Here is a 25,129-nt window from a genome sequence, read left to right on the forward strand (position 1 = left end):
GCCTCAGCATCTCCTGCTTTGGCGACGTCCGGGGCTGGTGTCCAGAAGCTATCGAAAGCCGGCGCGGAAGCGCCGGTGTTCGTTGTGGGCGCGTTCCCGCGAGGTTGCGACCAGGTGCACGTCCTGCCCTGGCAGGCATTGCGCCAGTCGTCCGCAGGCGAGGGGTGTCAGGGCGCCGAGGCGCGGGTAGCCGCCGATGGTCTGGCGGTCGTTGAGCAGCGCGATGGGTTGGCCGTCGGGCGGTACCTGTACCGCGCCGAGCCCGATGCCTTCGGAGACCATGCCGCCGAGTCGGCAGCGTAATTGCGGCCCCCGCAGGCGCACGCCCATGCGATCGGCCCGTTCATCGACTCGCCATGCCGTATTGAAGGCCTGATACAGGCTGCGCCCTTCGAATTCGGCGATCTGGGCACCCGGCAGCAGTGCCAGTCTCGGCGTCGTGGCATAGTCGGGCCGCACGTCGTCGGGGGCACGCCGGCCGGTATCCGGCATGCCCGTCGGCGTCTCGGCTCCCAGGCAGTCGCCCTCTTCCAGCTTGTGGCCGAGGCCATCCAGGCCGCCGACCCCCTCGCGAGGCACGCAGGCGGTGCTGCCGAGGACCGGCTCGGCGGCGAAGCCACCACCGGCAACGGCCAGATAGGCCCGCAGCCCGTTGACCGGCTGGGCAAACGCCAGCCGTTGTCCCGCGCGGACTCGCACGCTCTCCCAGAGCGGCAGGGAGTGTCCCTCCAGGGTCACGCCGAGATCGGCGCCGCACACGGCGATGACGGTCTCTCGAGCGACATCGAGTTCCAGGCCACCCATCGTGACCTCGAGCGCGGTAGCGCCCCAGGCATTGCCGACCAGACGATTGGCCCAGGCCCAGGCATGCGGGTCGGCGGGGCCGCCCTGGGTAACGCCCAGGCGCCGTACGCCGAAGCGCCCGGCGTCCTGCAGCAGCGCCAGCGGCCCGGCACGACGCACCTCGAAGCGCGTCTTCACGTCACTCATTGATTCGCCTCCACGCTCCGGGTGTCACCGCCCAGCCGTTCGAACTCGACCCGCGAGACGGGCACGAAACGTACCCGGTCGCCCACGGCGAGAAGGCTGAAGCCCTCGCGGTGGCGGTCGAACAGCACCGCCGAGGTTCGGCCGACCAGGTTCCAGCCACCCGGCGATACCAGCGGGTAGGCGGATGTCTGACGCTCGGCGATGGCCACGCTGCCCCTGGGCACGCGTCGGCGCGGCGTCTCCAGTCGCGGGCAGGCAATGCGCTCGTCGACCCGCCCCATGAAGGCGAAGCCTGGCGCGAAGCCCAGTGCGAAGACTCGATATTCGGCCTGGCTGTGCTGTTCGATGACCTGTTCGATGCTCATGTTGGCCCGTTCGGCCAGACGTTCGAGTTCGGGTCCCACCGAGGGGTCGTACCAGGTCGGCAGCTCGCGGGGTTCGGCGTCGTCACGCGCCTCGTCGGGTTGCAGGTCGGCCAGGAGGGTCGTGAGTCGCTGCCGGGCCTCTTCCGGCGCCATGGCCAGCGGGTCGAACACTACCAGCAGCGTGGTGTAGGACGGGACCAGGTCCACCAGGGCATCGCCGAAACTCGCTTCGCAACGCCGCACCAGGGCGGTCAGCCAGGGCATGTTGGCCTCGTCGATGGCAGCGAACAGCCGGACCATCCAGCCGTCCAGGCCGGCGGGCTCGATCCTCGGCAGCACGGCGCTCATGACGGCCCGTCCTCCGTCGAGTGGCCGTCTTCCGGTGCCCTGCCCTCGGCGACCAGTGCCTGACGAATCGCGGCGATGGCGGCAATGGATTCGGCGTTGTCGCCATGCACGCAGAGGGTGTCGGCCTGCAGCACGAGCTGGCTGCCATCGGTGGCGGTCAGCGGCTCGCCCCGGGCGATGCGGCGGGCCTGGTCGACGATGACGTCGCGCTCGTGATGCACCGCCCCCGGTTCGCGACGCGAGACCAGGCGCCCCTGGCCATCGTAGGCGCGATCCGCGAAAGCCTCGCACCACAGCGTCACGCCGTGCTGGCGAGCCAGCTCCCGTTCGGCGCTGTTGTCCCGGGTGGCCATCACCATCAGGGGCAAGCCGGCATCGAAGGCCGCCAGGGCCCGCATCACGGCGGCCAGGATGGCATGGTCGCGCATCATGTCGTTGTAGAGAGCGCCATGGGGCTTCACGTAGCCAAGCGAGCGCTCCTCGGCACGGCACATACCGGCCAGGGCACCGACCTGATAGAGCACCAGGTTCTCGACCTCGGCGGGTGAACAGGCCATGGAACGCCGCCCGAATCCCGTCAGATCCGGATAGGCGGGATGTGCGCCCACCGTCACGCCATGGCGCCCGGCCAGGCGAACCGTTTCACGCATCACGTCCGGGTCGGAGGCATGGAAACCGCAGGCCACATTGGCCAGATCCACATGGGGCATGACCTCGCTGTCCAGACCCATGGTCCAGGCGCCGAAGCTCTCACCCATGTCGGCATTGAGGAGCAGAGGTTGCATGTATGGTCCTTACGCTCGGCGATTTGTTCAGCGCTTCCTTTATTCAGCGTTTGCCGTTCAGTCCGGGGTCAGTGCCATGAGGCCGATGGGCGTCAGGGTGTCGCCGAACCATTGCTGCTTGAGCCCGCGCTGCTCGTCGAGCAGTAACGCCAGGTAGCCACGCAGTGGATGCGAATCCGGCAACTGCTCGCGATGCTTGCGCAGTACGGACTGATCCGGCAGTTGCTCGGCGGGCACATGGTGCTGTGTGGCATGTTCGCGCAGCCACTCCAGGGGTGGCAACAGCATTTGCATGGCCCCGCTGCCGAGGACGATACCCACGCCGCGAGGATCGAAGTCACCAAGTCCCAGATGGGGCTTTCCGCCGGCCCTCCAGGCCTTGGCCAGCCGGCTGAAGCCTCCCCCGTAATGCGTGTCACCACGATACACCACCAGCGGCTGCCGGTACGCCGACAGCGCCTGGATATCGGGTGTAAACGCATGGAGGCTGTCGAGGTTCTCGACCATGACCAGGACATCGAAGGCCGACAGGTCCAGGTCCCGCCAGTCGACATCGAGAATCTCGCGATCACCTTGCACGATGCCCGGCCGAGTGCCCACCGTGGCGGTGTTCAACAGTACACGATGGGTACGCGGGCGCTCCCCGCGTCCCTTGTCTTCCAGATCGCTCAGCGTGGCCTGTTCGGCGGTCGTCTTGCCCCGGGTGCTCGTGCCCAGCGGCGGATGTCCGAGGCTTTCGAGCAGCCCCTGCACCCTGGCGATCAACTCCCGGTCAAAACGCAGGGTCCGGTGGCGCCGATAGAGCTCGAGGTCCAGGCCGTGCTGGTCACACCAGGCGATGAACTCCCGGGTGGCGGCCAGCTCGTCATTCTTCTCGACATAGGGCTGGCGGCGCAGCTTGTCGTGAATCTCGCTCAGCCAGCCATGCGTGCGGTTCTTCAGTACATCGGTCATGCCGTATTCGCCAGTTGCAGGGTCACGTCGTGTATCAGCCGCAGGTCGTTGAAGCGGCTGGCGGGGCTTTCCGTTTGATGGAGCCGGAATGCGCGTTGCTCGCTGCGCGGCAGGCCCTGGTATTCGGCGATGACCTGGAAGAGCCAGATTTCCTCGCCCCACTCCATGTCGCTTTCCTGCAGGTAGGCGAGCGCGCTGATGCCCGCAGGGTCGGAATGGTCGATCACCGCCAGGTAAAAGCTTTCCACGTCCTGCTTGAGCGCCTGCTGGCGAGCCGCCACCAGGCTCTGCTCCTCGACCTCGGCGGGCCTGGCGGCGGCGACCTCCTGAGGCTTGTGGACCGGCGCCGGCAACTCGTGCACGAGCTCGGTCAGAAGCCGGGTATCCGGCTCGTGGTCCAGGGCGGGTGCGGCGGCGGCGGTCAATGGCGTCGCCTGGTTGATCAGTTCCGGCACCTCGCTGCGGCGGGCATAGTTGCCCGGCATGAAATGGGGGTGCTCGCGCAGGAAGGCGGCCATGCCGCTGACCAGCCGACTGCGCGATTGCTGCTGGCGAAAGCGCGCCATCAGTTCGGTGAGTCGGCTCTGTACCTCTCGCAGGCTGGTGTAATGCTGGCTGAGCTGACGCTGCAACTGGCTGATCAACAGCTTGCGCAGGGCGCCATCGGTGCCGACCAGTTCGATCAGTTCGTTGAAGTCGATCAGTTGCAGGCCGTCCAGCAGGCGCACGATCTGCTTCTGGGCCCGGTCGTTCTCGCGGATCTTGTCATTGAGACGGCTGACGAAGCCGAAGTCGCTGTTGAGGCGCTGCCATAGGCTGTCGATGGCGTCGGCGAAGCGGCCGTTGAGGTCATCCACCGCCTGACGCAGGCGCAGCAGCTGCTGTTCCTGCCGCCAGTGCTCTCCCTGGCTCAAGGCCTCGCGGTAGCTCTGCACCAGGGTGCGCAGCAGTTCCAGGGTCTCGCCCACATCGGCATTGACCTGGCGACGGGTTTCGTCGGCCAGCATCTCGGCGATCAATTCGCGCACCCGGGGCGCCAGCTTGACGCCGCCCTGGTCGTCGGGACGCCAGACGATGCGCGCGGCCAGCAGGCGGCGCAGCGCCGTCTCGCTCAGCGTGTCCAGCGGCACTTCGTCACGGCTGTACCCCTGCATCAGGGCATCGGCGTGCTTGCCGAGCAGCGCCAGTCGCTCGACGCCGGTGGTGATCAGCCGGCTTTCCAGCTCGTGATCGTCGCTCACAGCAAGCTCTCCTGCGCCCTGGGCGTCTCGTCGTCGACGGGAAGCTTCTCTTCGTCGCGGATGAAGCGCACCAGGTCGACGAGGTAGTCGATCTTGCCGGTGACCAGGTAGACCTGGCGGTCGGCATGGGGCTGCAGCAGATAGCCGTGTTCCTTGAGCCGCTTGAAGACCTGCTTCATCTGGGCATCGAGCTGCTCGCTCTGGGAGCCGAAGAAGCTGTCGCCGGCGAGACGCTCGAGCTGTTCGCGCAGGCTCTGGTTGTCTTCGCAGCGGGCGCTCAGTTCGGCGGGCTTGAGTACATCACCGGGTGCCACCAGAGCATCGTGCCCCAGGGCTTCCTGCATCAACTGGAGCCATTCGAGCATCGGCATCAGGCTGTGCAGAGTCTCGCCCAGTTGCCGGGACAGTTGCTCGCGCGCCTCGTCGTTGAGCTGCCGCCAGGCCAGGAAGTAGACGCTGCCTTCGGTGTTGGTGGCCAGCCGGCGATTGAGCGGACGCAGATAGGTGTCGATCTGCTCACGCACGTCGTCGTCGGCGAGGCGGCGAAAGGCCCTGTCATCGCTGACCTGGCAGATGAACTCGCCGGCCAGCAGGCGTTCCAGCAGCGGACCATGTTCGATCATGACGGCACCTCCTCGTCAGCGCGTGCGGTCGTGCGTTCCTGCAGGCGCTCGGCCAGGCGGCTCAGGCGCGGCTCGATGCGTTTCAGGCGACGCCGATTGGGTTGGGCGGCGTCGCGGTCGATCAGGTAACGATTGTGGAACAGCAGCAGGACGTCGGATTCCGGGTTGGGGAAGGCCCCCACGATATGAATGCGGTTGCTGTCGCAGGCGTCGAACAGGGTCTCGACGTTGTGGTAGGCCAGGGTCCCGATCTCATCGATGGGCCAGTGGATGGCGATCTCCGAGGGCCCGCGCAGCAGCCGCGTGAAGGCCAGCAGGAACTTGCACAGGATCAGGTAGGCCATGCCGTGACTCGAGGATTCGAGCAATTGGCGATCGCTCTTGATCAACAGGTCGGTGCCGCCCTCGTTCAGGTGCAGCTCGAGGCGCAGCAGGCTCTCGAAACTGTACTGCTGGTCGTGACGCAGCAGGTCGACGACATCGGCCAGGGCGTCCAGGTAGTCGTCACCGGGCAATCTCTGAGTGGAGTTTTCCCAGTCGCGGTAGAGCTGGGCGAAACGCTTGAGCGGCTCCCAGAAGCCCAGCTCGTCGATGGTCGACTGGATACGCACTTCGGCCTTGCCGATGCCGTCGAGGCGCAGGTCGTCGGCGACTTCTTCGGACAAGCGGCGGCTCTGGGCACTGATGCGCCGGTTGAGATCGCGGAAGACGGTAAAGAACTTGTCCAGGTCCGCGCCGAGGTTGCGCCCTTGCTGGATCAATTGCTGCTGCTGGTCCTCGAGCAGCTGGAGCATGCCACGCAACAGCGGCAACTGACGGCGCGGGCTGACGCCCTGCTCGTCGCCGTGGCCGCCGAGCTTGGCTCGCTCGGCATGCAGGGTATCGACGAAGCCCTGGCTGGCCCCCTTGATCAGGTCCCCTTCGACCTGCTCGCAGCCCTTGCGCAGTGTCTCGAGTTCACGGCCACGATTGGTCAGGGCCTGGCGGGTGCGCTCGATGCGCTCGTGCACGTCACCGGGCACCTCGCCATCGGGCTGGCTGGCGGGCGCCAGGCCCAGCCCTTCGATCTGCCCCAGCAAGGGCTTGAGGGCCTCGATGATCTCTCGCTCGTTGTCGCGGCGGGCCTTCAGTGACTTGGCCGCTTCCTGGTGCGCCACCTTGGCAGCCTGGAAGTCGCTGCGGCATTGCTCGCGCTGGTGCTGGGCGCTCTGCTTGTCGCGGGTCAGGGTCGCTTCGCGATCGACCAGCTGCGGCTTGCGCTCGCCCCATTCGACGCGCATGAAGCGGCTGTAGGCGTCGAGTTCCTCGCGACGATTCTCGGTGACGCGAATCCGCTCCTGCAGCTCGGCGATGCGTCCACGGGTGGATCTGAGCGTTTCCGGATCGCCGCCCTGGTCCAGCAGTTCCTGGTCGAAGGCGGCTTCCAGTTCCTTGCACTGACGCTGATGCTCGGCCTTGAGGTCCTCGAGCTGCCGCCGGTGCTGCTCGATGCGGGCGTCGAAGCTCGCCAGCTGGCTCTGGCCGTCGGCCTTGAGCTCCAGGAGTTGTGCCTGGTGCGTCTGATCGAGGGTGTCGAGGGCTTCGCGTTTCTCATCGCGCAGGGCCTGGTCGGCAGCCTGTTGATTGGCCAGTGCCTCTTCGGCGACGCGCCGGCGCTCTGTCTGCTGCCGGACGTGACGTTCCTGGAGTTGATGCCGGGCATCCAGGGCGTATTCGACTTCGTCATCGGCATGCTTCAGGGCGAGACGCGCCTGGCCGAGGGTTTCCTCGATGCCCTGGACCCGTTCGTGGCAGGCCTTGAGCTGTTTCTCGGCGGCCTGGAGATCGGTTTCGGCCCGGGCGTACTCGACCTCGGCGGCCTCGATGGCGGCATTGAGACTCGCCTCGTCACGGGCGTGGTCGGGCAGCTCGATGGCGGCCAGGTCGAGCGATACCCCGAAGAGGTCGTCGTGTTCGGCCTCCGTCAGCCGTGGGGAGAGATCGCGTCGCTCGAGCAGTTCAGGAGCGATGACCTTGCCCAGTTGGTGCTCCCAGCCGGGACGGTGGTAGCGCATGAAATGACGCAGGCTGCCCTCGGCGGGATCGCGCTGGCGCTGGAGTTCCTGCCAGCGCTGCTCCGCGCGATTGAGCTGCTGTTTGGCGCTTTCCCGTTCCTGCTCTGCCGCGTCGCGTTCGCGGCGCAGGGTCTCGTGCTCGCGGCGCAGGCCTTCGAGCCGGCTGGCCGCGCCGTTGCGATCGCTCTGCGCCTGGTCGACGCGAGCCTGGGCCAGCTCGGCTTCCTGGATTTCCTCGGACGACTGGGCCGTCGAGGCAAGCTGTGCCTTGAGATCGGCCAGGCGTTCGATGCTCTGCTCGAGCCGTGACTGATAGGCGGCGTCCAGGTCGGCGCGCTGCGTATGGTACTGGGCGTCCAGCTCGCGCTCCGAGGCCCATTGCTGCTCGTTGCGGGCCGACTTTTCGTCGCCCAGCTCGTCGATGAGCGCCTGGATTTCATCGGTGCGGCGTGCCAGGTGATCGGCGAGCTCGCGCAGGCGGCCGTCGAGGCGCGAGCGGTTGGCGGCGGAGGCCTCTTCCATCACCGCCAGGTGTTCCTGCCATTGCTGCACCTGTTCACGCCATTGGGGCAGCTCGGCCAGATCCCGCTCCAGGGCCGGCATATCGGCGTCGGCGTACTGTTCGTACTGCTGCTGAAGGTCGTTCAGGCTGCGCTGGGTGCGGTCCAGCTCGCTGGCGAGCTCGCTGATGCGGTCATTGAGCGCGTCACGCGCCTGCTCGTATTCGCGCTCGCGGGCCTGGAAGGCTTCCTGTTGCGTGTTGAGCTCGGCCTCGGTGTCGGCCAGGACGCGCTCGGCCCGGTGACGGTCTGCGTCCAGCTGGGGCCCCAGCTGCCACAGTGTCGTCTCCAGGTCGGCGATATCCCGATCCACTTCTTCCAGGCGAGCCAGCGACTGTTGAAGCGGCTCGAGGCGCATCGACTGGCGCATCTGGGCGATCCATTCGCGGGCCTTGGTGTTGCGGATTCGGGTCACCGGCAGCTCGACGCCGTCTTCCTCGAAGATCGCCGCCAGCATGGTCTTGAGGGTGTCCATCTTGCCTTCTTTGGCATGCACCGCCGAGATCAGCTTCTCCATATGGCGGATACGCCGCTCGGGCTTGACCAGGCTGAACCGGGCGGCGATCTGGCGAAGCTTCAGGGCCTGGCGTCGATTGCCCTGCTGCTGGGTGAAGTCGTTCTGGATCACCGAGCGGTATTCCGAGGTCGCCTCGAGCTTGGAGGAAAAGTCGATGCTGGCACGGCGCAATCCGGCCAGCCAGTCGCCATATGCCAGGGCCACGACACCGTCGTCGCTTTCCACGAGGTAGTCTTCGGGGCGATACGGTGCGCCGACGAAGCGGTATTCCAGCCCGCCTTCCTTCTTGCGCATCAACACGGCCTGACAGACATTGCCGGCCTCGCGACGATACTCGTAGATCAGGTAGCTGTTGCGATGCGGCAGATAGAAGGCATCGAACTTCATCCGTGTCTTCGGCACGACCTTGTTGGGCAGCTCGCCGTAGAAGACCGGCACCAGGCGCTGCAGGGTGGTCTTGCCGGAGGCATTGGTGCCGCAGATATTGGTGTGGCCATCGACATCCAGTTCGACGACGCCTTCCAGGTGACCGTGAATCATCACGATACGTAACAGGTGGGCCATGCGCGTCCTTGATTCTCGCTGATAACCGAAGAGCCCATGTCATCCGGCGCTGGGCACCGGGGACAAGCCATCGCGAGGGCGCTGTGAACCCCTCCCTGGGCGCTACCTTTGCCATCCATGGCAAAGGACCCTCGCTTAGGCTTGCCCCCGGAGCCTGCATCCATCGACTCTGGGCAACTCGCTTTGGCCCTCTATATTGCCAGACTGTCGCTATAACCTCATGTCCTATGGTCTGTCCCCGGCGCCCCTCGCCAGAACCCGCTGGGACCGTCCTCATGCCCGAAGTGGCATCGATCGCTTGGTCCTCATTCAATCACCGAGGCGAAACAATCGTTCATCCGTTGCAGTGCGGGCTTGAGCAGCGGTGCCGGCTTGCCGCGGCGCATCAGCGCCTCTTCCCCGGCATAGCTGAAGGTGATCGCTTGAGCGGCGAGCCAGCGCAAGGGTTCGACTTCCCAGCGCTTGATCAACTGCCGGTGACTGGCGTCGGCGAAGGCCCAGGGCATCCGTGCCAGTTCGGTATCGCGCTCGAGGATCATGTCCGCCAGGGTTCGACCGAACAGGTGCGAGGCGGCCACGCCCTCGCCGGCATAGCCGCCCGCGGTGGCAAGGCCGTTGCGACGGTCGAGAATCGCGTGCGGGCGGAAGTTGCGCGACAGCCCGAGCGAACCGCCCCAGCCATGCTCGATCCTCACGCCTTCCAGGGCGGGCAGGAGGTCCACCAGCAGGTCCCGCCGCATGCGTATGGCATCGTCGCCGATCGCCTGGTCGGCCTTGGACCTGGCCCCGAATCGATAGCTGCCACGGGCACCGAAGACGATGCGTCCGTCGGCGCTGCGGTGGCCGTAATTGATCAGCCGGCTGGCATCGGCGAAGGCGGGTCGCTCGGCCATGCCGATTTCCTGCCAGAGGGCGTCCGATAGCGGCTCGGTGGCAATCACCAGGCTCTGCACCGGAATCACATGCCGCTTGAAATCATGGAAGCGATCGGCGTACCCCTCGGTGGCACAGACGATCATCGGTGACTCGACGCTCCCTTCGCGCGTGTTCACCTTGTTGCGCGCCAGGGTCTCGGCACGACTCTGCTCGTGGATCGTTACGCCCAGGCGTTCGACGCGTTCGGCCAGGCCATTGACCAGCCTGGCCGGGTTCACGGTGGCGACCTGGCGATGGTAGATGCCACCATGGCCGTTTCGGAATCGGGCTATCTCCGCGAGTTGGTCGGCATCCAGCCAGTGGCAGTCCGCCTCGCGGTGACCGAGTTCGTGCAGATGCTGCAGGTAGTCACGCTGGATGGCGACCTGGTCCCGGTAGCGGGCCGCCGCATAGATCGCGCCGCCCTTGTTGAAGTCGGCATCAATCTCTTCGCGCGCCAGCACCCTACCGATCTCGTCGACGTTATCGGCCACCACGCCACAACAGGTTCGCCGCTCTTCCCGTGACAGGCCCCCGATGTGCCGCTCCAGCCCGGCGAGATTGCCCACCACCCAGCCACCGTTGCGGCCCGAGGCACCATGGCCAACCCGTTCGGCCTCGAGCACGACGACTTCCAGCTCCGGGGCAAGGCGCTTCAGGTAATACGCGGTCCATAGCCCGGTAAAACCGGCACCGACGATGGCGACATCGGCCTGGATATTGGCGGCCAGGTGCGGGCGTGCCCCTGGCCGCTCGCCCAGGGTGGTGGTCCAGAAGTTGCGATACGCGTCGTTGTGCATGGCGTACCTGCTTGTCTCGGAGGTTACATGTAGCCCAGCACCAGGTAACCCGCGGCGGCAATGCATCCTGCCAGGGCGGCATAGGGCAACTGGGTGAAGGCGTGCTGGAAGGGTGTGCAGCCGCTGGCCTGGGCGGTCAGTACCGTGGCGTCGGAATAGAAGCAGGCGTGGCTGCCGAAGGTACTGGCGGACAGGGTGGCGCCGATTACCAGGGTCATGTCGGCCCCGAGATTCTCCCCCAGCACGGCGACGATCGGCAGGATGATCACGAAGACGCCCCAGTTGGAACCGGTGGCAAAGGAAACGAAGCCCATGACGGTAAAGATGATGAAGGGCAGCATTTCGGCACTGACCAGGGGCTCGACGGTGGTGATGACATAGTCGGCGAGTCCCAGCGAGGTGTTGACTTCATTGAAGAGAAAGGCGGCGACCAGTACGGCCAGGGCATCCATCATCGACTTGAAGCCTTCCAGCACATTATCGAACGTCTGGCTGGGCGAAAGTTTCTTGAGCCCGATGAAAGCCACGATCATGCCGGCCAGGGTAACGAAGATCCCCATCAGGAAATCCAGATCGAACCACCAGGTAAAGAATGCCAGCGAGGCCATGGGCAACAGGAAGGACCAGATGCTGCCTTTCGAATTGGTATCCGCCTCGAGATGGGCGATTTCGTCGTCGATATGCTCGGCACCGGGCGGCACGCACTGCCCCTGCCCTTCGGCACGCTGCTCGGCCTTCTTCATGGGGCCGAAGGCGGGAATCCAGCGGAAGATGAACAGCGGCACCAGGATCACGGCGATCCATGGATAGAACATGAAAGGAATGGCGCCGATATAGGTCCACACCCCCTGGCCATCTTCCGCCACGCCATTGGTTTCGAGCAGCGCGCCGAAGAACACCGCCCAGGTCGAGATCGGAATCAACACACTGATGGGCGCCGCCGTCGAGTCGATGACATAGGCCAGCATTTCCCGGGACGTCTTGAAACGGTCGGTGACCTTGCGCATCGAGGTGCCGACGGCCAGGGAGTTCAGGTAGTCGTCGACGAACAGGATGATGCCCATGATCCAGCAGCCCAGCAGTGCGCGAGGCTTGTTGGTGGTATAACGCATCAGCTTTTCCGCAAAGGCCCGGGAGGAGCCGGACTTGAGCAGCAGCGCAATGATACTGCCCATGAGACCGCAGACCATGATGACCCAGGCGACATCCTCATTGGTCATGACCGCGAGCAGGTCACCGGTGAGGCTGCTCAGGGCATTGCCGGGGTCGATCATCAGGGTGCCGATGAAGGCCCCCAGGACCAGGGGTTCGAGGGCCCTGCGTGTCCACAATGCGAGTATCAGGACGATTGCCGTGGGTAGCAGGACAAGGGGATTGTCATATTCCATCGTGTCTTACCTCAGCGGAATTGTTGTTGTACGTTCGTGAAGGAAACACTGCACAAATGTCTATGTTCAGCGTCTCCTGAATGACGGTAAGTCGCGGTTATTTGAGTTTTTCGAGCAGTTGGTAGTACCACATGCCGACCGCGAGCAGCGCGTTGCCGAGACGGTCATCAAGCGGAATGCGGAGGTGTCGAACCTCGGCGAAGGCATCGAATTCCTCGAGGGTTCCGGAAACGGCATTGGCCATGATCTCGCCGACGATGTGCGAGGTCGCAATGCCGTGGCCCGAGTACCCCTGGGCGTAATAGACATTGCGCGAGAGCTTGCCGAGCTGGGGAATGCGGTTGATCACGATGCCCGCCATGCCTTGCCATTGAAAATCGATGGCAATGCCCTTGAGTTGCGGGAAGGTGTGCTCCAGGCGCGGCCGCAGTTCGCCTGCGATATCTGCCGAGTCGCGGCCGGAATAGTTGGCCCCACCACCGAAGAGGAGCCGCTTGTCGGCGGTCAGCCGGTAGTAATCGAGCACGAAACGCGTGTCGTAGACCGCCAGGTCCTGTGGGTCGATGGCATTCACCTGCTCGGGTGCCAGTGGCGCGGTGGTCACGATGCCCAGCGATGCCGGAAACAGTTTGCCCTTGAGCTGCTGGCGCTCCAGGCGATGGTAGGCGTTGCCGGCAAGGATCACGCTGTCGGCCGTCACCCGGCCGTGCTCGCCGACCACCACCGGCGTATCGCCATGCTCGATATCGACCACCGGCGAGTTTTCGAAGATCAACGCTCCCAGGCTCGCCGCCGCGCGGGCTTCGCCCAGGCACAGGTTGAGCGGGTGCAAGTGCATGTTGTAATCGTTGCGGATCGCACCGTGGTACAAGTCCGTGCCAATGACGCCGCGCAACTCGTCGGCGTCGAGCCAGTGCACATGCTCGCCGATGGCATGGTGCCGTGATGCCTCGAAGTCCTGGCGCAATGCCTTGACGTGGCTGGGCTTGTAGGCCGCCTGCAGATGCCCGTACTTGAGGTCGCAGGGAATCGCATATTTCTCGACGCGCTGCTTGATGATCCGATGTCCGCGCCAGCGCAGGTTCCAGACGAATGCCTCGGCCTCATCGCCCAGCGTGCGGCGCATTTGCCGGGTCATGGCGTCCTGGCCGGAGAGGCTGCCGGTCACCTGCCCGCCGTTGCGACCGCTGGCCCCCCAGCCGATCCTGTTGGCCTCGACGATGGCAACACGGTAACCGCGCTCCGCCAGTTCGACCGCCGTGGACACGCCGGTAAAGCCGCCGCCGATGATGGCCACGTCGACCCGATGCTCGCCTTCCAGCCGCGGATAGGCAGACGCCTCGACCATCGAGGCGGTGTAATAGGATGCGCAGCGTTCTTGTGTCATTCCTGCTCCCTGAGGTCGAATCGAGTAGCCGACCACGTGTGATCACATCTACTGTGATCACACTAGCAGTCCCCCATGACAGGCACAAGGCGCACCGGGGTTCGTGAACCGCCAGACGAGTTCGGGTAAGCTGAAACCCTGTCTCGCCCCCTCATCTCGCAACAGGCCATGGCACACCGAATGACTCCGGAACCGACCGCCACTCACAACGCTTTTTCGCCCGACACTGCCTCGACCCGACTGCATCGGGCCTTGCGTGTGCGCCTTTGCGAAGGGGGATTCACGCCCGGCGAGGTGATCTCGATTCGGCGCATTGCATCGGAATACGATACCGGCACCATGCCGGCCCGGGAGGCGGTACGCTGGCTGGTCACCGAGGGGGCGCTGATGTTTTCCGATAGCCGCAAGATCATCGTGCCCGAGTTGAGCCACGACCGTTTCCACGAAATCCTGTTTGCGCGAAAGAACCTGGAAACCGAGCTGTCACGCCATGCCTTCGACGATATCGTCGACGCCGATATCGACGCTCTGGAATGGATCGATCAACGGATCAATGCCGCCATCGCCCAGGGCGATCTCGTCGACTACATGCGCGACAATTACCGGTTCCATTTCCATATCTATCGTCTCAGCCAGTCCCGGGTCCTGTTGCCATTGGTCGAGATCCTGTGGCTGCAATATGGGCCGAGCATGCGCTACATCTGCACCCGCTGGGGGGCATCGAGCATCGCCGACGATTACCATCGTGAGGTGACGCAGGCGCTCAGGAATGGGGATCGGGAAGGCTTCTGTCAGGCGATCGCCGCCGATATCGAACAAGGCATGATGCTGCTGGAGTAGCCGTTCGCGCTGTCATGGGCTTCGGCTGTCGTGGTCGGCCTGCATCGCCGCCATGGCGGCACGTGGGTCGCGGGGGTAGAAACGCTCGGGCTGGCGCGCCACGTGGGGGAAGAAGCGGGTGTCCTTGTAGGGCATTTTCATGAAGCCCGAGACGCCGAGTCCTTCGATCAACCCCACCGCATCGAGGATGTCATCGAGCCGTTGGCGAAATTCCGCCTCCCGGGACGGATCGAGCAGGCGATAGTGGCTATGGATCTTGAGGTGCTCGGGCAACGCCTCGAAGATGATCATCCCGGTATGGTGGATCTCGTTCAGGGCTTCGAGCGAGGTGATGATGGCCTCCGGCAATACCAGGAACTCGTCCGGGTCCGGTCCATCCTCGAAGTAGCTGTGCAGCCGGGAGCGGTCTTCCAGCTCGGGGACGGCACTGACCTCGTATTCGAGCCGCAGGTCCGGCGTGATCACGAAGGGACGATCCGGCCCCTCGCGCTCCAGGTGGAGGGTATCGCGGGCATTGAACAGGCAGCTCTTGAAGATGCCGCGCCGATGAATGGCCCGGGCCAGGCTGACCATGTTGTTGACGGCGGCGACGAAGGCCGGCTTGAGCGAGGGATCGTGCAGGTTGAGCGAGGTGTCGATGTAGACGCCCTCGGCCTCCCAGCGGACCGCCAGGCCCCCCACGACCGGATAGTTGCCCAGCCGGCTCACCGCCGCCAGGAAGGCCTTCTCGGTCTCGCCCATGCCTTGCATGAAGTTCTTGTAGTAGCGATCGAGCTGGACGTCGTTGACGTCGTTCAGGGTCTCGCGGCCGCCCTCCTCGCGCAGGAAGGACTTGCGCGAGCTGTAGACCACGGTGTCGATCTCGCGACCGGCGGCACGGCTCCACACCGGTACCAGGGGCGTCTCCGGAGGCTCCGGCAGGTCGAGCATGACGAGCCTGGCCAGGCGCGGCATTTCGCGGGTGAAATGGTCTCCCGCGCGGCGTCGCACCTCGGGGTCCGGATCCAGCATGCCGTCGAGCATGCGGGCGAACTCCCGGGGAAGACCGAGCGACGTGGCCGGAATGGCTCGGTGGCCGAACCGGCAGGACTGGGCCGAGGCCAGCGCATAGAGCGTGCCGGCCGTGCCCTGCTCGTCGAAACGCGGCGATGACAGGGCGCCGTTGAGTTGTTCCTCGCCGATGAAGTAGACATCGCCCAGCCGGGCATTGGTCTGTTGCAGATTGTCCGACATCAGCTCCATGACGTTGGCGGCGACGAACTGTTGGTTGGCGTCGAGCTGGGCGAACACCGACGAGCCCCAGTCGATCAGCGCGATCGTCTCGGCCTGCTCGTCGAAGACCAGGTTGGAGGGCTTGATGTCGCCGTGCACCACTGGACGCCCCGCCGGCCCGGTCTCGCGGCGCAATGCCCGCAGGATGCCGGCGAGCTGATCGGCGATGCGCACGATCAGTCGGGGTGGCAGGCGCCCTTCCCGCAGGGAGAGTTCTTCCAGATTGATGCCCGGTGCACGCTGCATTACCAGGATCGACTGGTGGCGCACACGCTGGAAGACAATCAGCTTGGGAATCCGGGGATGAGCGACCTGTTCCAGCATGAAGGCCTCTTCCTCGAGGCGGTCCTGGATGCGCTGGGACAGGTTGACCCGGGTGAACTTGAAGACGTACTGCTCGCCAAGCGCGGTCACGCCGGCGAACACGAAGCCATAAGCGCCCTTGCCGATCAGTTCGATATGCCGGTAGCCGAGCTGCTCGAGCTGCGCCTTGCACAGCGCCACCCATTCGCGCAGCTTGCGCGCGTCGTGGTGGCTGAGCAGATAGACCGACTGGTCCTCCGGAATATAGAACTGCTGCAGGGGCGCCTGGGTCATGATGGGTCGCTCACTCTCTAGCGCAACTCCAGCAACATCGTTTCCGGATTCTCCAGGAAGCCCTTCCAGACATTGCAGAACCGGGCGATGGTGCCGCCGTCGATCAGCCGGTGATCGCCGGCCCAGGTGGCGGTCATGATGGCCCGCGACACCACGTCGCCCTTGTCGTCGAAGCGCGGCAGCCACTGGGTCTTGCCGATGGCGACGATGGCCACCTCGGGGGCGTTGATGATCGGCGCGGCATAGGTACCGCCCAGGGCCCCGATGTTGGAGATGCTGATGGTGCCATCGCGCAGGTCCGACTGGGTCACGCGACCGTCTCGTGCATCGGCGGTCAGCCGCTGGACCTCGCCGGCGATCTCCAGCAACGAGCGGTGCTCGACACGCTTGACGTTGGGCACCATCAGGCCGGCCTTGCCGTCGACGGCCATGCCGACGTTGCAGTGCGGCAGGTAGTGGATCTCCTCCGCCTCGGCGTCGAGCCGACTGTTGAGGATCGGATATGCCTCGACCGCCAGCGCCAGAGCCTTCATGAAGAAAGGCATCAGCGTCAGGCGCGTCTCGCTGGCCTCGGCACGCGGCTTGAGTCGCTCCCGCAGGGCCAGCAGCTCGGTGACATCGATCTCCTCGCCGTACTGGAAATGCGGGATGGTCGAGGCGGACTCCACCATTCGCCTGGCCATGGCGGCCCGCACGCCGCGCAGCGGCTCGATCCGCGTTTCGGCCCTGACCTCGTCGGTGCCGGGCGCTGTGGCGGCGGCCCCGGCGGTCGCCTCGTCGCCCCCCGTCTCCAGATAGGCCAGCACGTCGCCCTTGAGCACCCGGCCGTCCTTGCCGGAACCGGGTACCTGCTCCAGGCGCAGGTCGTGCTCGCGCAGCAGTCGCCGCACGGCGGGACTGGCCGGTATCCGGCCGTAGGCGCCCTGCCCCTTGCCCCGGCCACCGTCATCTCGGCGCTCACTCGGGGACGGCCCGGCGGCGCGGGACGGTGCAGCGGCATGCTCCGCCCGAGTCGCCCCTGCCTTGCGCTCGGGTGCCTGCGCAGCCTCCGTGTCATCGGCGTCCGGGATGTAAGCAAACAACGGCTCGTGAACCCGGGCGATCTCGCCCTGGGCAACATGCAGCCGACTCACTCGGCCCGATGCCGGTGCGGTGATCTCGACCATGGCCTTGTCGGTCATCACGTCGACCACCGGCTGGTCCTCGTCGATGGTGTCGCCTTCCTGAATGCGCCACTCGACGATCTCGCATTCGACGATGCCTTCACCGATATCCGGCAGGATGAATTCCCGGGCCGGACCTTCGGCCGCCGGAGACGCCGGTGCACCTGACGCCACCTCCTGCTGCGAGGGGACATCGGCGTCGTGCCGGTCGCGTGTGTCTCCCGCCGCCTCGTCGTCCCCGGATTCATAGGCGAACAGAGGCTCATGCACCCGGGCGGTCTCGCCCTTGGCCACATGCAGCCGGGTCACTCGCCCCGTCGCCGGCGCGGTGATCTCGACCAGCGCCTTGTCGGTCATCACTTCGACCACCGGCTGGTCCTCGGCAATCTCGTCGCCTTCCTGAACACGCCACTCGACGACTTCACACTCCACGATACCTTCGCCGATATCGGGCAGCTTGAACTCGGTCATGATATGTCTCCCGTCCTTAATAGTTCACGCTGGCGCGGATGGCCTCGTGGATCTTGAGGTGGTCCGGCAGGTACTCCTTCTCCAGGGTCAGCGGGAAGGGCGTATCCAGGCCGGTCACGCGCATGACGGGCGATTCCAGGTACAGGAAGCAGCGCTCCTGGATGGCGGCGGCGATCTCGCCGGCGAAGCCACCGGTGCGCGGCGCCTCGTGCGTCACCACCAGGCGACCGGTCTTGAGTACTGAATCGGCCACGGTGTCCTCGTCCCAGGGCAGGATGGTGCGCAGGTCGATCACCTCGCAGGAGATCCCGTCCTTTTCGGCAAGCTCCACGGCGCGGTCGATGACTTCCATCTGGGCGCCCCAGCCCACCAGGGTGACATCGGTACCCTCCCGGGTGACCTCGGCCTCGCCGAGTGGCAGTTGATAGTCTTCCTCGGGCACCTCGCCGGTGGAGGCACGATAGAGCCGCTTGGGTTCGAAGAACAGCACGGGGTCCGGATCGCGGATCGACGCCAGCAGCAGCCCCTTGGCCTCGTAGGGGTTGCGCGGTATCACGACCTTCAGCCCGGACGTGTGCGCGAAGTAGGCTTCCGGCGACTGGGAGTGATAATGGCCCCCCGAGATGCCGCCCCCATAGGGCGCGCGCAGGGTCAGACCACCGACATTGAACAGATCGCCCGAGCGATAGCGGAACTTTGCAGTCTCGTTGACGAGCTGGTCGAAGGCCGGAAAGATGTAGTCGGCGAACTGGATCTCCGCCACCGGCACCGAGCCCTGGGAGGCCAGGCCATTGGCGAAGCCGACGATGCCCTGCTCGACGATCGGGGTATTGAAGCAGCGGGCGTGCCCGTATTTCTCCTGAAGGTGGCTGGTGGCGCGGAAGACGCCGCCGAAACTGCCCACGTCCTCGCCGAAGCACAGTACCCGCTCGTCCTCGGCCATGGCGACATCCAGGGCATTGTTGATGGCCTGCAGCATGTTCATGTTCGGCATTTCAGGCCCCTCCCTGGTCGGTCGATGCATCGGTACTACCCTTCACGTCCGGGTCCAGCGAACTGGCCCCTTTGGGGTAGGCATCGGGATAACGACGGATATGCGCCTCCAGGGCATCGAGCTGGCGCTGCAACGCCGGGGTGACATCGGCGTAGACATCGGTCACCAGGGTCCCCAGGGCGGGTGGCGGACGTTTCTCGGCACGCTTCATGGTTTCCAGCACCTCGCGGCGCAGTTCCTCCTGGAGCGACTGTTCCTCGTCGTCGCTCCACCAGTCGCGTTCGACCATCCAGTGCTTCATGCGCAGAATCGGGTCTCTTTCGCGCCAGGCCTCTTCCTCCTTCTTCGAGCGATAGCCGGAGGGATCGTCCGACGACGAATGCGCCGCCAGGCGATAGGTCATGGCCTCGATCAGCACCGGCTTGTTCTGCTCCACCGCGATGCGACGCGCCTCTTCGGTGGCCCGGTAGACCGCCAGGATGTCGTTGCCGTCGATGCGGATCACGTGCATGCGATATCCCAGGGCACGGGGCGCCACGCCGTCGGCGGCAAACTGCTCGACGGTGGGCGTGGAAATCGCATAGCCGTTGTTGCGACAGAAGAAGATCACCGGGGCCTCGTGCACCGCCGCCATGTTCAGGGCGGCATGGAAATCGCCCTCGGAAGCGGCGCCCTCGCCGAAGAACACCAGGGTGCACAGCCCCTCCCCGGCCAGTTTCTGGCCATAGGCATAGCCAGTGGCCTGGGGAATCTGGGTGCCGAGCGGCGACGAGATGGTCATGTAATGCAGCTTGCGCGAGCCATAGTGGACCGGCATCTGCCGCCCCTTGCCATAGTCGAGCTCATTGCCGAACAGCTGGTTCATGAACTCGTCGAAGCTGAAGCCCCGATAGACCAGCGCTCCCTGCTCGCGATACTGGGCCATGATCATGTCGGCGTCGTCGAGTGCTGCCGTGGCACCAACGACGGCGGCTTCCTCGCCGGTACACTGCATGTAGAAACTGAGCCGCCCCTGACGCTGCGCCGCCATCATGCGTTCGTCCATCACGCGGGTAGCGAGCATGGCCTGATAGATGCGGCGCGCCTTATCCCGCTCGAGCGCGGGGGCGTCGGCGCCCTCGATGAGCCGACCGTCCTGGGACAGGACGCGATAGGTAGGAATGCTGTACTCGTCCCCGGCCAGAAATTCCAGCGCGGAGGTCTCTCGCGTTGTTGTCATCGTCATGGTCCTTACCCCTTTTGAGGGCAGTGTTGTTTCTATTCCTTCGGTCCGCCAGGGGGTTGCCCCGACACCGATCAACGCAACAATTTGACGTTAACGTAAACTGTAAATAAAGAATAGTCCACGGAAGAGGTTTCGCATCACGTCTCGCGAGATTGCAGCCTCTCCCGACAGCGTAGCGCATGCGCCTTGGCCTCAGGATGACGAAGTCGGCTGCAGCCGCGCGAACAGGCTGTCCACGCTGAGTGCCAGCAGGCCGATCAGCAGCGCACCCTGCAGGACGTAGGCGGTATTGCCATTGACGATGCCGGAGATGATCGGGTCGCCCAGGTTGCTCGCCCCCACCGTTGCCCCGATGGCGGCCGTGGCGATATTGATGGTCACCGAGGTGCGGATGCCGGCCAGGATCACCGGGGCGGCCAGCGGCAGTTCGACCTGGCGCAGGCGCTGCCCTCCGGTCATGCCCATGCCGCGCGCAGCCTCGGTCACGCCGGGATCGATGCCCTCGAGCCCGGCCAGGGTATTGCGCACGATCGGCAGCAACCCGTAGAGCAGCAGGGCCACGATGATCGGCAACGTGCCGAAGCCCAGCACCGGCACGGCGAGCGCCAGCACAGCCACGGGCGGGAAGGTCTGGCCGATGGACGCCAGCTGGCCGACCAGGGGCAGGAAGTCGCGCCCGCCGGGGCGCGTCACGGCCACCGCCCCGCCCACGCCCAGCAGGATGGCCAGCAAGGCGGCGATGCCCACCACCAGCAGGTGACGTCCCAGCAGAACGAAGAAGTCGGCCCGATCATAGATCACCGCCTGACTGTCTGGCTCGACGAGGCGAAACAGCCCTTCCAACCACCCCATGCCCAAACAGGCAAGCAGCAACAGCGAGGACCACACCAGGGGAGCGAGCCAGCCATGCCGACGCGACAACCGTGCACTACTCATGGCCCCGGGCTCCGACCAGGCGACGCAGGGACAGCTCCCCGATGGGGATGTCATCGTCATCGACCACGGCGAGGTGCTCGACATGGCGCCACAGCATGATCGACAACGCTTCGCGCAGGGTCGCGTTCTGGGCGATGCGCTCCTTGGCCACCAGGCGCGGGCCGAGCGGCGACATCCGCTCGCTGACCGGCAGCAACGCGGCTTCCTTGAGGCCACGGTCCTCACCGCCGAGCAGGGATTCGACGAAGTCGTCGGCAGGCTCGCGCAGCAGTTCGATGGGATGCCCCTGCTGGATGATGCGCCCCTGATTCATGACCACCAGGCGATCTGCCAGTCGCAGCGCCTCGTCCATGTCATGGGTGACGAAGACGATGGTCTTGTGCAGGCGGGCCTGCAGACGGGCCAGCTCGTCCTGCAGCGACTCCCGGGTGATCGGATCCAGGGCGCCGAAAGGCTCGTCCATCAGCAAAATCTCGGGGTCGGCGGCCAGCGCCCGTGCCACACCGACACGCTGGGCCTGGCCGCCGGAGAGCTGGCTCGGGTACTTGTCGGCGAATTCCGCCATGGAGAGGTCGAACAGCGCCATCAGCTCCTCGACCCGCTCGCGCACCTGGCGGGCCGGCCACTTCAATAGCCTCGGCACCAGACCGATATTGCGCTCGACGGTCCAGTGCGGGAACAGGCCGGTACTCTGGATGGCGTAGCCGATGCGACGGCGCAGCACCTCTTCGCGGAATTCCCTCACCGGCTGACCATCCAGGTGGATCTCGCCATCGCTGTGCTCGATGAGTCGATTGATCATGCGCAGGGTCGTGGACTTGCCGCAGCCCGACGTGCCGACCAGCACGCATAACTCGCCCTTGCCCACGCTCAGCGAGACATCATCCACCGCCACGGCGTCGCCGAAGCGCTTGGTCACGTGGATCAATTCGATCATGTCGCCCCTCCCGGGCGCAGCAGGTCGGTCAAGGCGCCCAGCAGCGCGTCCGCCACCAGCGCCATGACGAGAATCGGCAAGGCGCCGAGCAGCACCAGGTCCATGGCGGCCTGCCCGAGCCCTTGAAAGATGAAGGTGCCAAGGCCACCGGCACCGATCAGGGCCGCCACCGCCGTCAGGCCGATGGCCTGCACGGTGGTGATGCGAATGCCCTCCAGGATCACCGGCAGCGCCAGCGGCAGGCGCACCTGGCGGAACACCTGGCCACGGCTCATGCCCATGCCCCGCGCTGCATCGATGACGTCGGGCGCGACTTCGTCCAGCGCCACATAGGTATTGCGTACCATGGGCAGCAGGCTGTAGCCGACCAGCGCCAGCAAGGCCGGCGCCCAGCCGATGCCGCTGACACCGAGCGCGGCCAGCCAGTCGAAGCGATTCGAGAGCCAGGCCAGGGGGGCCAGGAGCAGGCCGAACAGCGCCAGGCTGGGAATCGTCTGCAGGAAGTTGAGAATCGCGAAACCGACACGCTGAGCCCGCGGCCAGTGCCGCATCGTCATGGCCAGGCCGACGCCCAGCAGGAGGCTGAGGGAAACGGCCACGCCGACCAGCAGCAGGTGTTCGCCGATGGCCGACAGGAAGGCGGCGCTGCGCCCCTGGTACTCCTGGCGCAACGCCAGGGGCGCCAGCCCGAACGACAGGCAGGCGGCGAGACTCGCCAGGGGCACCAGCAACAACGCCCAACCCAGCGCACGGGACATCGCCAGGCGGTTACGCAGTTCGATCAATGCCAGCAGCAGCAAGAACAGCGTCGCCCAGATGCCGGCACCAATCCCCATGCGCGCCTGGGGCATGTCCGAATCGACCGTGAGGGCCGCCGCGACGAGCAACCAGACCGGCAATGCCGAGAGCATCGCCACCACCAGTCCTGCCGACCATCGCAAGCGGTTCGGCGTCGGGCGCCAGGCCAGCCCCAGCACGACGAGCATGGGAGCGACACTCAGCGCCACCCCACCCCATCCGGCAACCCCGAGGGCGTCGACGCCGCGCCCGGGCACGATACGGTTGGGCGCCACGCTCACCGCATCGAGCCCCAGCCAGACGACCAGGGCGGCAAGCAACAGACTGACCAGGACAATGTTTGGCTGCATCGCCTCCCTGCGCACGCCCGACCTCAGCTATCCAGGTTGTCGAGGAAGTCGGACGCCACCTTGGCCGGGTCGAGTCCTTTGACCGCCACGTCGCCATTGAGGCGCTGAAGGGTATCGCGGTCGAGGGCCTCGAAGACCGGTGCCAACAGGGTTTCGATCTCGGGATGCGCGTCCAGCACGCTCTCGCGCACCACCGGCGTCGGCTGGTAGACCGGCTGCACGCCAAGCGTATCGTCCATCACGACCAGGTCCAGGGCCTTGAGCCCTCCGTCGGTGCCGTAGGTCATGGCGGCATTGACGCCACTGGTCTGCTGGGCGGCGGCCCGCATGGTCGCGGCGGTGTTGCCGCCGGAAAGGACCAGCAGCTGGTCGTCGGCAAGATCGAAACCATAGGCTTCCTGAAACGCCGGCAAGGCTTGGGGCGACTCGACGAACTCGGCACTGGCCGCCAGCTTGAAGTCGCCGCCCTCGTCGAGATAATCCGCCAGGTCCTCGAGACTCGCGAGGTCGTGTTCGCGAGCCAGCTCGCCCCGAACGCTGATCGCCCAGGTGTTGTTGGCTTCCGCCGGGGTCAACCAGACCAGGCCGTTGCGTTCGCGATCCGCTTCCTTGACCGTCTGGTAGGCCTGCTCGGCATCCTTCCATGCGGGGCTGTCGGCCATGTCGAAGAAGAAGGCGCCATTGCCGGTATATTCCGGATAGAGGTCGATTTCCCCTGCCATGAGCGCCTCGCGCACGATACTGGTGGTGCCTAGCTGCAGGCGGTTTTCCACCTCGATGCCGCCACTTTCCAGGCGCTGCAGGATCAATTGACCGAGCACCGAGCCTTCGGTATCGATCTTGGAGGCCACCACTACCGGCGAATCATCGGCCTGGGCCACGGACAGGGTCATCAAGGTACCGGCCGCCGCGGCGGCGAGACGCGTCAGTACAGGGTTCATCATTAGCACCTGCTGGCTGTGTATGTATCCTGAGAGTATAAGGCTCGACTCAACGGACTGTCAGAACGGCATCTCAACGCCGTAGCGAGGGCGCATGCCACCCCACGATACCGACTTCCTGGAACGCTGGCAGCACCCTCTGGTCAGGGATCTTGCCTGGTTGCTGCTGGCCCCGGACCTGCTGGCTCTGGCCTGGCCGGGCCGCCCGACTCGGAGCGCTCTCGGCCTCGGCACCTTCGAGAGGCTTCACGGCTATCTCGATAGCCAGGCGGCCCATCCCGACGCCCTGGAGGCCAAGGCCGGGGCTCCCGGCGCGACACGCCTGGGACATTATCACGAACGACTGTGGCAGCACCTGCTGGAGACCGCCCCGACGACTCGACTGCTGGCGCATAACCTGCCGATCGCGCGCGAACGCCGCACCTTGGGCGAACTCGACCTGCTCTACCGGCATGACAATGATCCCACGCCGGTGCACCTCGAGGTGGCCATCAAGTTCTATCTGGGCCTGCCGGAGGGGCCCGGCGAGGCGCGCGACCAGGCCCGCTGGATCGGCCCGGGCGGGCTCGACAGCCTGGCCATCAAACGGACCCACCTGGAACGCCATCAGTTACCCATGGCGGACATGCCGGAGGCGCAGCACGCTATATCGCAACGGCTCGGCATGGCCTTCGGCGCTCGGTTGCATCAGCGGCTGGCGATGCCCGGCGTGCTCTTCTATCCCTACCGACACCGGATACCGGCGCCTCATCAGGCCCACCCCGCACATCGCCGCGGGCAATGGCTGCACTGGCGGGACTGGTCCTCCATTGCCGCAGCGCTACCCGCGCAGACGCGAGGCGCCTGCATGGGCAAGCCACACTGGCTGGCCCCACCCCGCCAGGATGAACTCATGCCACTCGCGGCACTTGCGAGCTGGCTCGACTGGCACTTCGCCAGCGGCGGCGCACCACGACAGCTCGCCTTGCACGACCCTGCCCACGGCTGGCGACGTCTCTTCGTGGTCGACGATGCCTGGCCACGCCAGGTGCCGCTGCCGCCCGGCCCGCCTTGAGCATCAGCGCCCTGTTCCCGGCAAAGACTCTCCAGCAGACAAGCGAAGATAAGGTTCCCA

20 protein-coding genes are annotated in these 25,129 nt (G+C 65.6%); 2 read left to right on the forward strand and 18 right to left on the reverse strand.

Going from position 1 to position 25,129, the window contains the following annotated elements:
• Positions 1–48 precede the first annotated feature (48 nt).
• The 10 genes from RSO41_RS04680 to RSO41_RS04725 form a co-directional block, all read right to left on the reverse strand.
• A complete protein-coding gene (locus tag RSO41_RS04680) occupies positions 49–990 on the reverse strand; it encodes a biotin-dependent carboxyltransferase family protein (protein WP_315617910.1) in 942 nt (313 codons plus the stop codon).
• Positions 987–1,703 carry a 5-oxoprolinase subunit PxpB gene (gene pxpB / locus RSO41_RS04685; RefSeq protein ID WP_315617911.1) on the reverse strand — a complete coding sequence of 239 codons (717 nt, stop codon included), beginning with the start codon at positions 1,701–1,703 and terminating at the stop codon, positions 987–989. The genes RSO41_RS04680 and pxpB overlap by 4 nt, the downstream gene beginning before the upstream one ends.
• Positions 1,700–2,488 (reverse strand): 5-oxoprolinase subunit PxpA, encoded by a 789-nt coding sequence (locus RSO41_RS04690; protein ID WP_315617912.1) that lies wholly within the window; start codon positions 2,486–2,488, stop codon positions 1,700–1,702. Before RSO41_RS04690 ends, pxpB begins: the two co-directional genes overlap by 4 nt.
• Before the next feature lie 57 nt (positions 2,489–2,545).
• On the reverse strand, positions 2,546–3,442 hold the full coding sequence (locus tag RSO41_RS04695; RefSeq protein ID WP_315617913.1) for a hypothetical protein: 897 nt from the start codon (positions 3,440–3,442) through the stop codon (positions 2,546–2,548).
• Positions 3,439–4,683 carry a hypothetical protein gene (locus tag RSO41_RS04700; RefSeq protein WP_315617914.1) on the reverse strand — a complete coding sequence of 415 codons (1,245 nt, stop codon included), beginning with the start codon at positions 4,681–4,683 and terminating at the stop codon, positions 3,439–3,441. The genes RSO41_RS04695 and RSO41_RS04700 overlap by 4 nt, the downstream gene beginning before the upstream one ends.
• Positions 4,680–5,306 (reverse strand): condensin complex protein MksE, encoded by a 627-nt coding sequence (locus RSO41_RS04705; RefSeq protein ID WP_315617915.1) that lies wholly within the window; start codon positions 5,304–5,306, stop codon positions 4,680–4,682. Before RSO41_RS04705 ends, RSO41_RS04700 begins: the two co-directional genes overlap by 4 nt.
• Entirely contained in the window at positions 5,303–9,001 is a 3,699-nt protein-coding gene (locus tag RSO41_RS04710) for an ATP-binding protein (protein ID WP_315617916.1), read from the reverse strand. The genes RSO41_RS04705 and RSO41_RS04710 overlap by 4 nt, the downstream gene beginning before the upstream one ends.
• A gap of 305 nt (positions 9,002–9,306) precedes the next feature.
• A complete protein-coding gene (locus RSO41_RS04715; protein ID WP_315617917.1) occupies positions 9,307–10,716 on the reverse strand; it encodes an FAD-binding oxidoreductase in 1,410 nt (469 codons plus the stop codon).
• A 23-nt stretch (positions 10,717–10,739) separates the two neighbouring features.
• A complete protein-coding gene (locus tag RSO41_RS04720) occupies positions 10,740–12,104 on the reverse strand; it encodes a Na+/H+ antiporter NhaC family protein (RefSeq protein WP_315617918.1) in 1,365 nt (454 codons plus the stop codon).
• Positions 12,105–12,201: 97 nt separating this feature from the next.
• Positions 12,202–13,491, reverse strand: a complete 1,290-nt coding sequence (locus RSO41_RS04725; RefSeq protein ID WP_315617919.1) for an FAD-binding oxidoreductase — start codon at positions 13,489–13,491, stop codon at positions 12,202–12,204.
• A 180-nt stretch (positions 13,492–13,671) separates the two neighbouring features.
• Between RSO41_RS04725 and RSO41_RS04730 the strand changes: the two genes are divergently transcribed.
• Entirely contained in the window at positions 13,672–14,331 is a 660-nt protein-coding gene (locus tag RSO41_RS04730; RefSeq protein WP_315617920.1) for a GntR family transcriptional regulator, read from the forward strand.
• Positions 14,332–14,343: 12 nt separating this feature from the next.
• On the opposite strand, the gene RSO41_RS04735 is transcribed toward RSO41_RS04730, so the two are convergent.
• From RSO41_RS04735 to RSO41_RS04770, 8 genes are all read right to left on the reverse strand, one after another.
• Positions 14,344–16,200, reverse strand: coding sequence for a protein kinase domain-containing protein (locus tag RSO41_RS04735; protein ID WP_315617921.1), 1,857 nt, complete (start codon positions 16,198–16,200; stop codon positions 14,344–14,346).
• A 17-nt stretch (positions 16,201–16,217) separates the two neighbouring features.
• Complete coding sequence (locus tag RSO41_RS04740) at positions 16,218–17,834, reverse strand: dihydrolipoyllysine-residue acetyltransferase (RefSeq protein ID WP_315617922.1); 1,617 nt, start codon at positions 17,832–17,834, stop codon at positions 16,218–16,220.
• 16 nt (positions 17,835–17,850) lie between these two features.
• Positions 17,851–18,828, reverse strand: a complete 978-nt coding sequence (locus tag RSO41_RS04745) for an alpha-ketoacid dehydrogenase subunit beta (RefSeq protein WP_315617923.1) — start codon at positions 18,826–18,828, stop codon at positions 17,851–17,853.
• 1 nt (position 18,829) lies between these two features.
• A complete protein-coding gene (locus RSO41_RS04750; protein ID WP_315617924.1) occupies positions 18,830–20,053 on the reverse strand; it encodes a thiamine pyrophosphate-dependent dehydrogenase E1 component subunit alpha in 1,224 nt (407 codons plus the stop codon).
• 192 nt (positions 20,054–20,245) lie between these two features.
• Positions 20,246–20,989 (reverse strand): ABC transporter permease, encoded by a 744-nt coding sequence (locus RSO41_RS04755; protein ID WP_315617925.1) that lies wholly within the window; start codon positions 20,987–20,989, stop codon positions 20,246–20,248.
• Positions 20,982–21,926: an ABC transporter ATP-binding protein gene (locus tag RSO41_RS04760; protein WP_315617926.1), complete on the reverse strand. Its 945-nt coding sequence runs from the start codon at positions 21,924–21,926 to the stop codon at positions 20,982–20,984. The genes RSO41_RS04755 and RSO41_RS04760 overlap by 8 nt, the downstream gene beginning before the upstream one ends.
• The gene (locus RSO41_RS04765) at positions 21,923–23,074 is read right to left on the reverse strand and encodes an ABC transporter permease (RefSeq protein ID WP_315617927.1); all 1,152 of its coding nucleotides are present in this window, start codon (positions 23,072–23,074) and stop codon (positions 21,923–21,925) included. Before RSO41_RS04765 ends, RSO41_RS04760 begins: the two co-directional genes overlap by 4 nt.
• A 23-nt stretch (positions 23,075–23,097) precedes the next feature.
• Positions 23,098–24,015, reverse strand: a complete 918-nt coding sequence (locus tag RSO41_RS04770; RefSeq protein ID WP_315617928.1) for an ABC transporter substrate-binding protein — start codon at positions 24,013–24,015, stop codon at positions 23,098–23,100.
• A gap of 94 nt (positions 24,016–24,109) precedes the next feature.
• Between RSO41_RS04770 and RSO41_RS04775 the strand changes: the two genes are divergently transcribed.
• Positions 24,110–25,069 carry a DUF1853 family protein gene (locus tag RSO41_RS04775; protein ID WP_315617929.1) on the forward strand — a complete coding sequence of 320 codons (960 nt, stop codon included), beginning with the start codon at positions 24,110–24,112 and terminating at the stop codon, positions 25,067–25,069.
• Positions 25,070–25,129 lie beyond the last annotated feature (60 nt).

It is taken from the genome of Halomonas sp. I1 (genome assembly GCF_032334135.1).
Taxonomy (GTDB): Bacteria; Pseudomonadota; Gammaproteobacteria; order Pseudomonadales; family Halomonadaceae; genus Halomonas.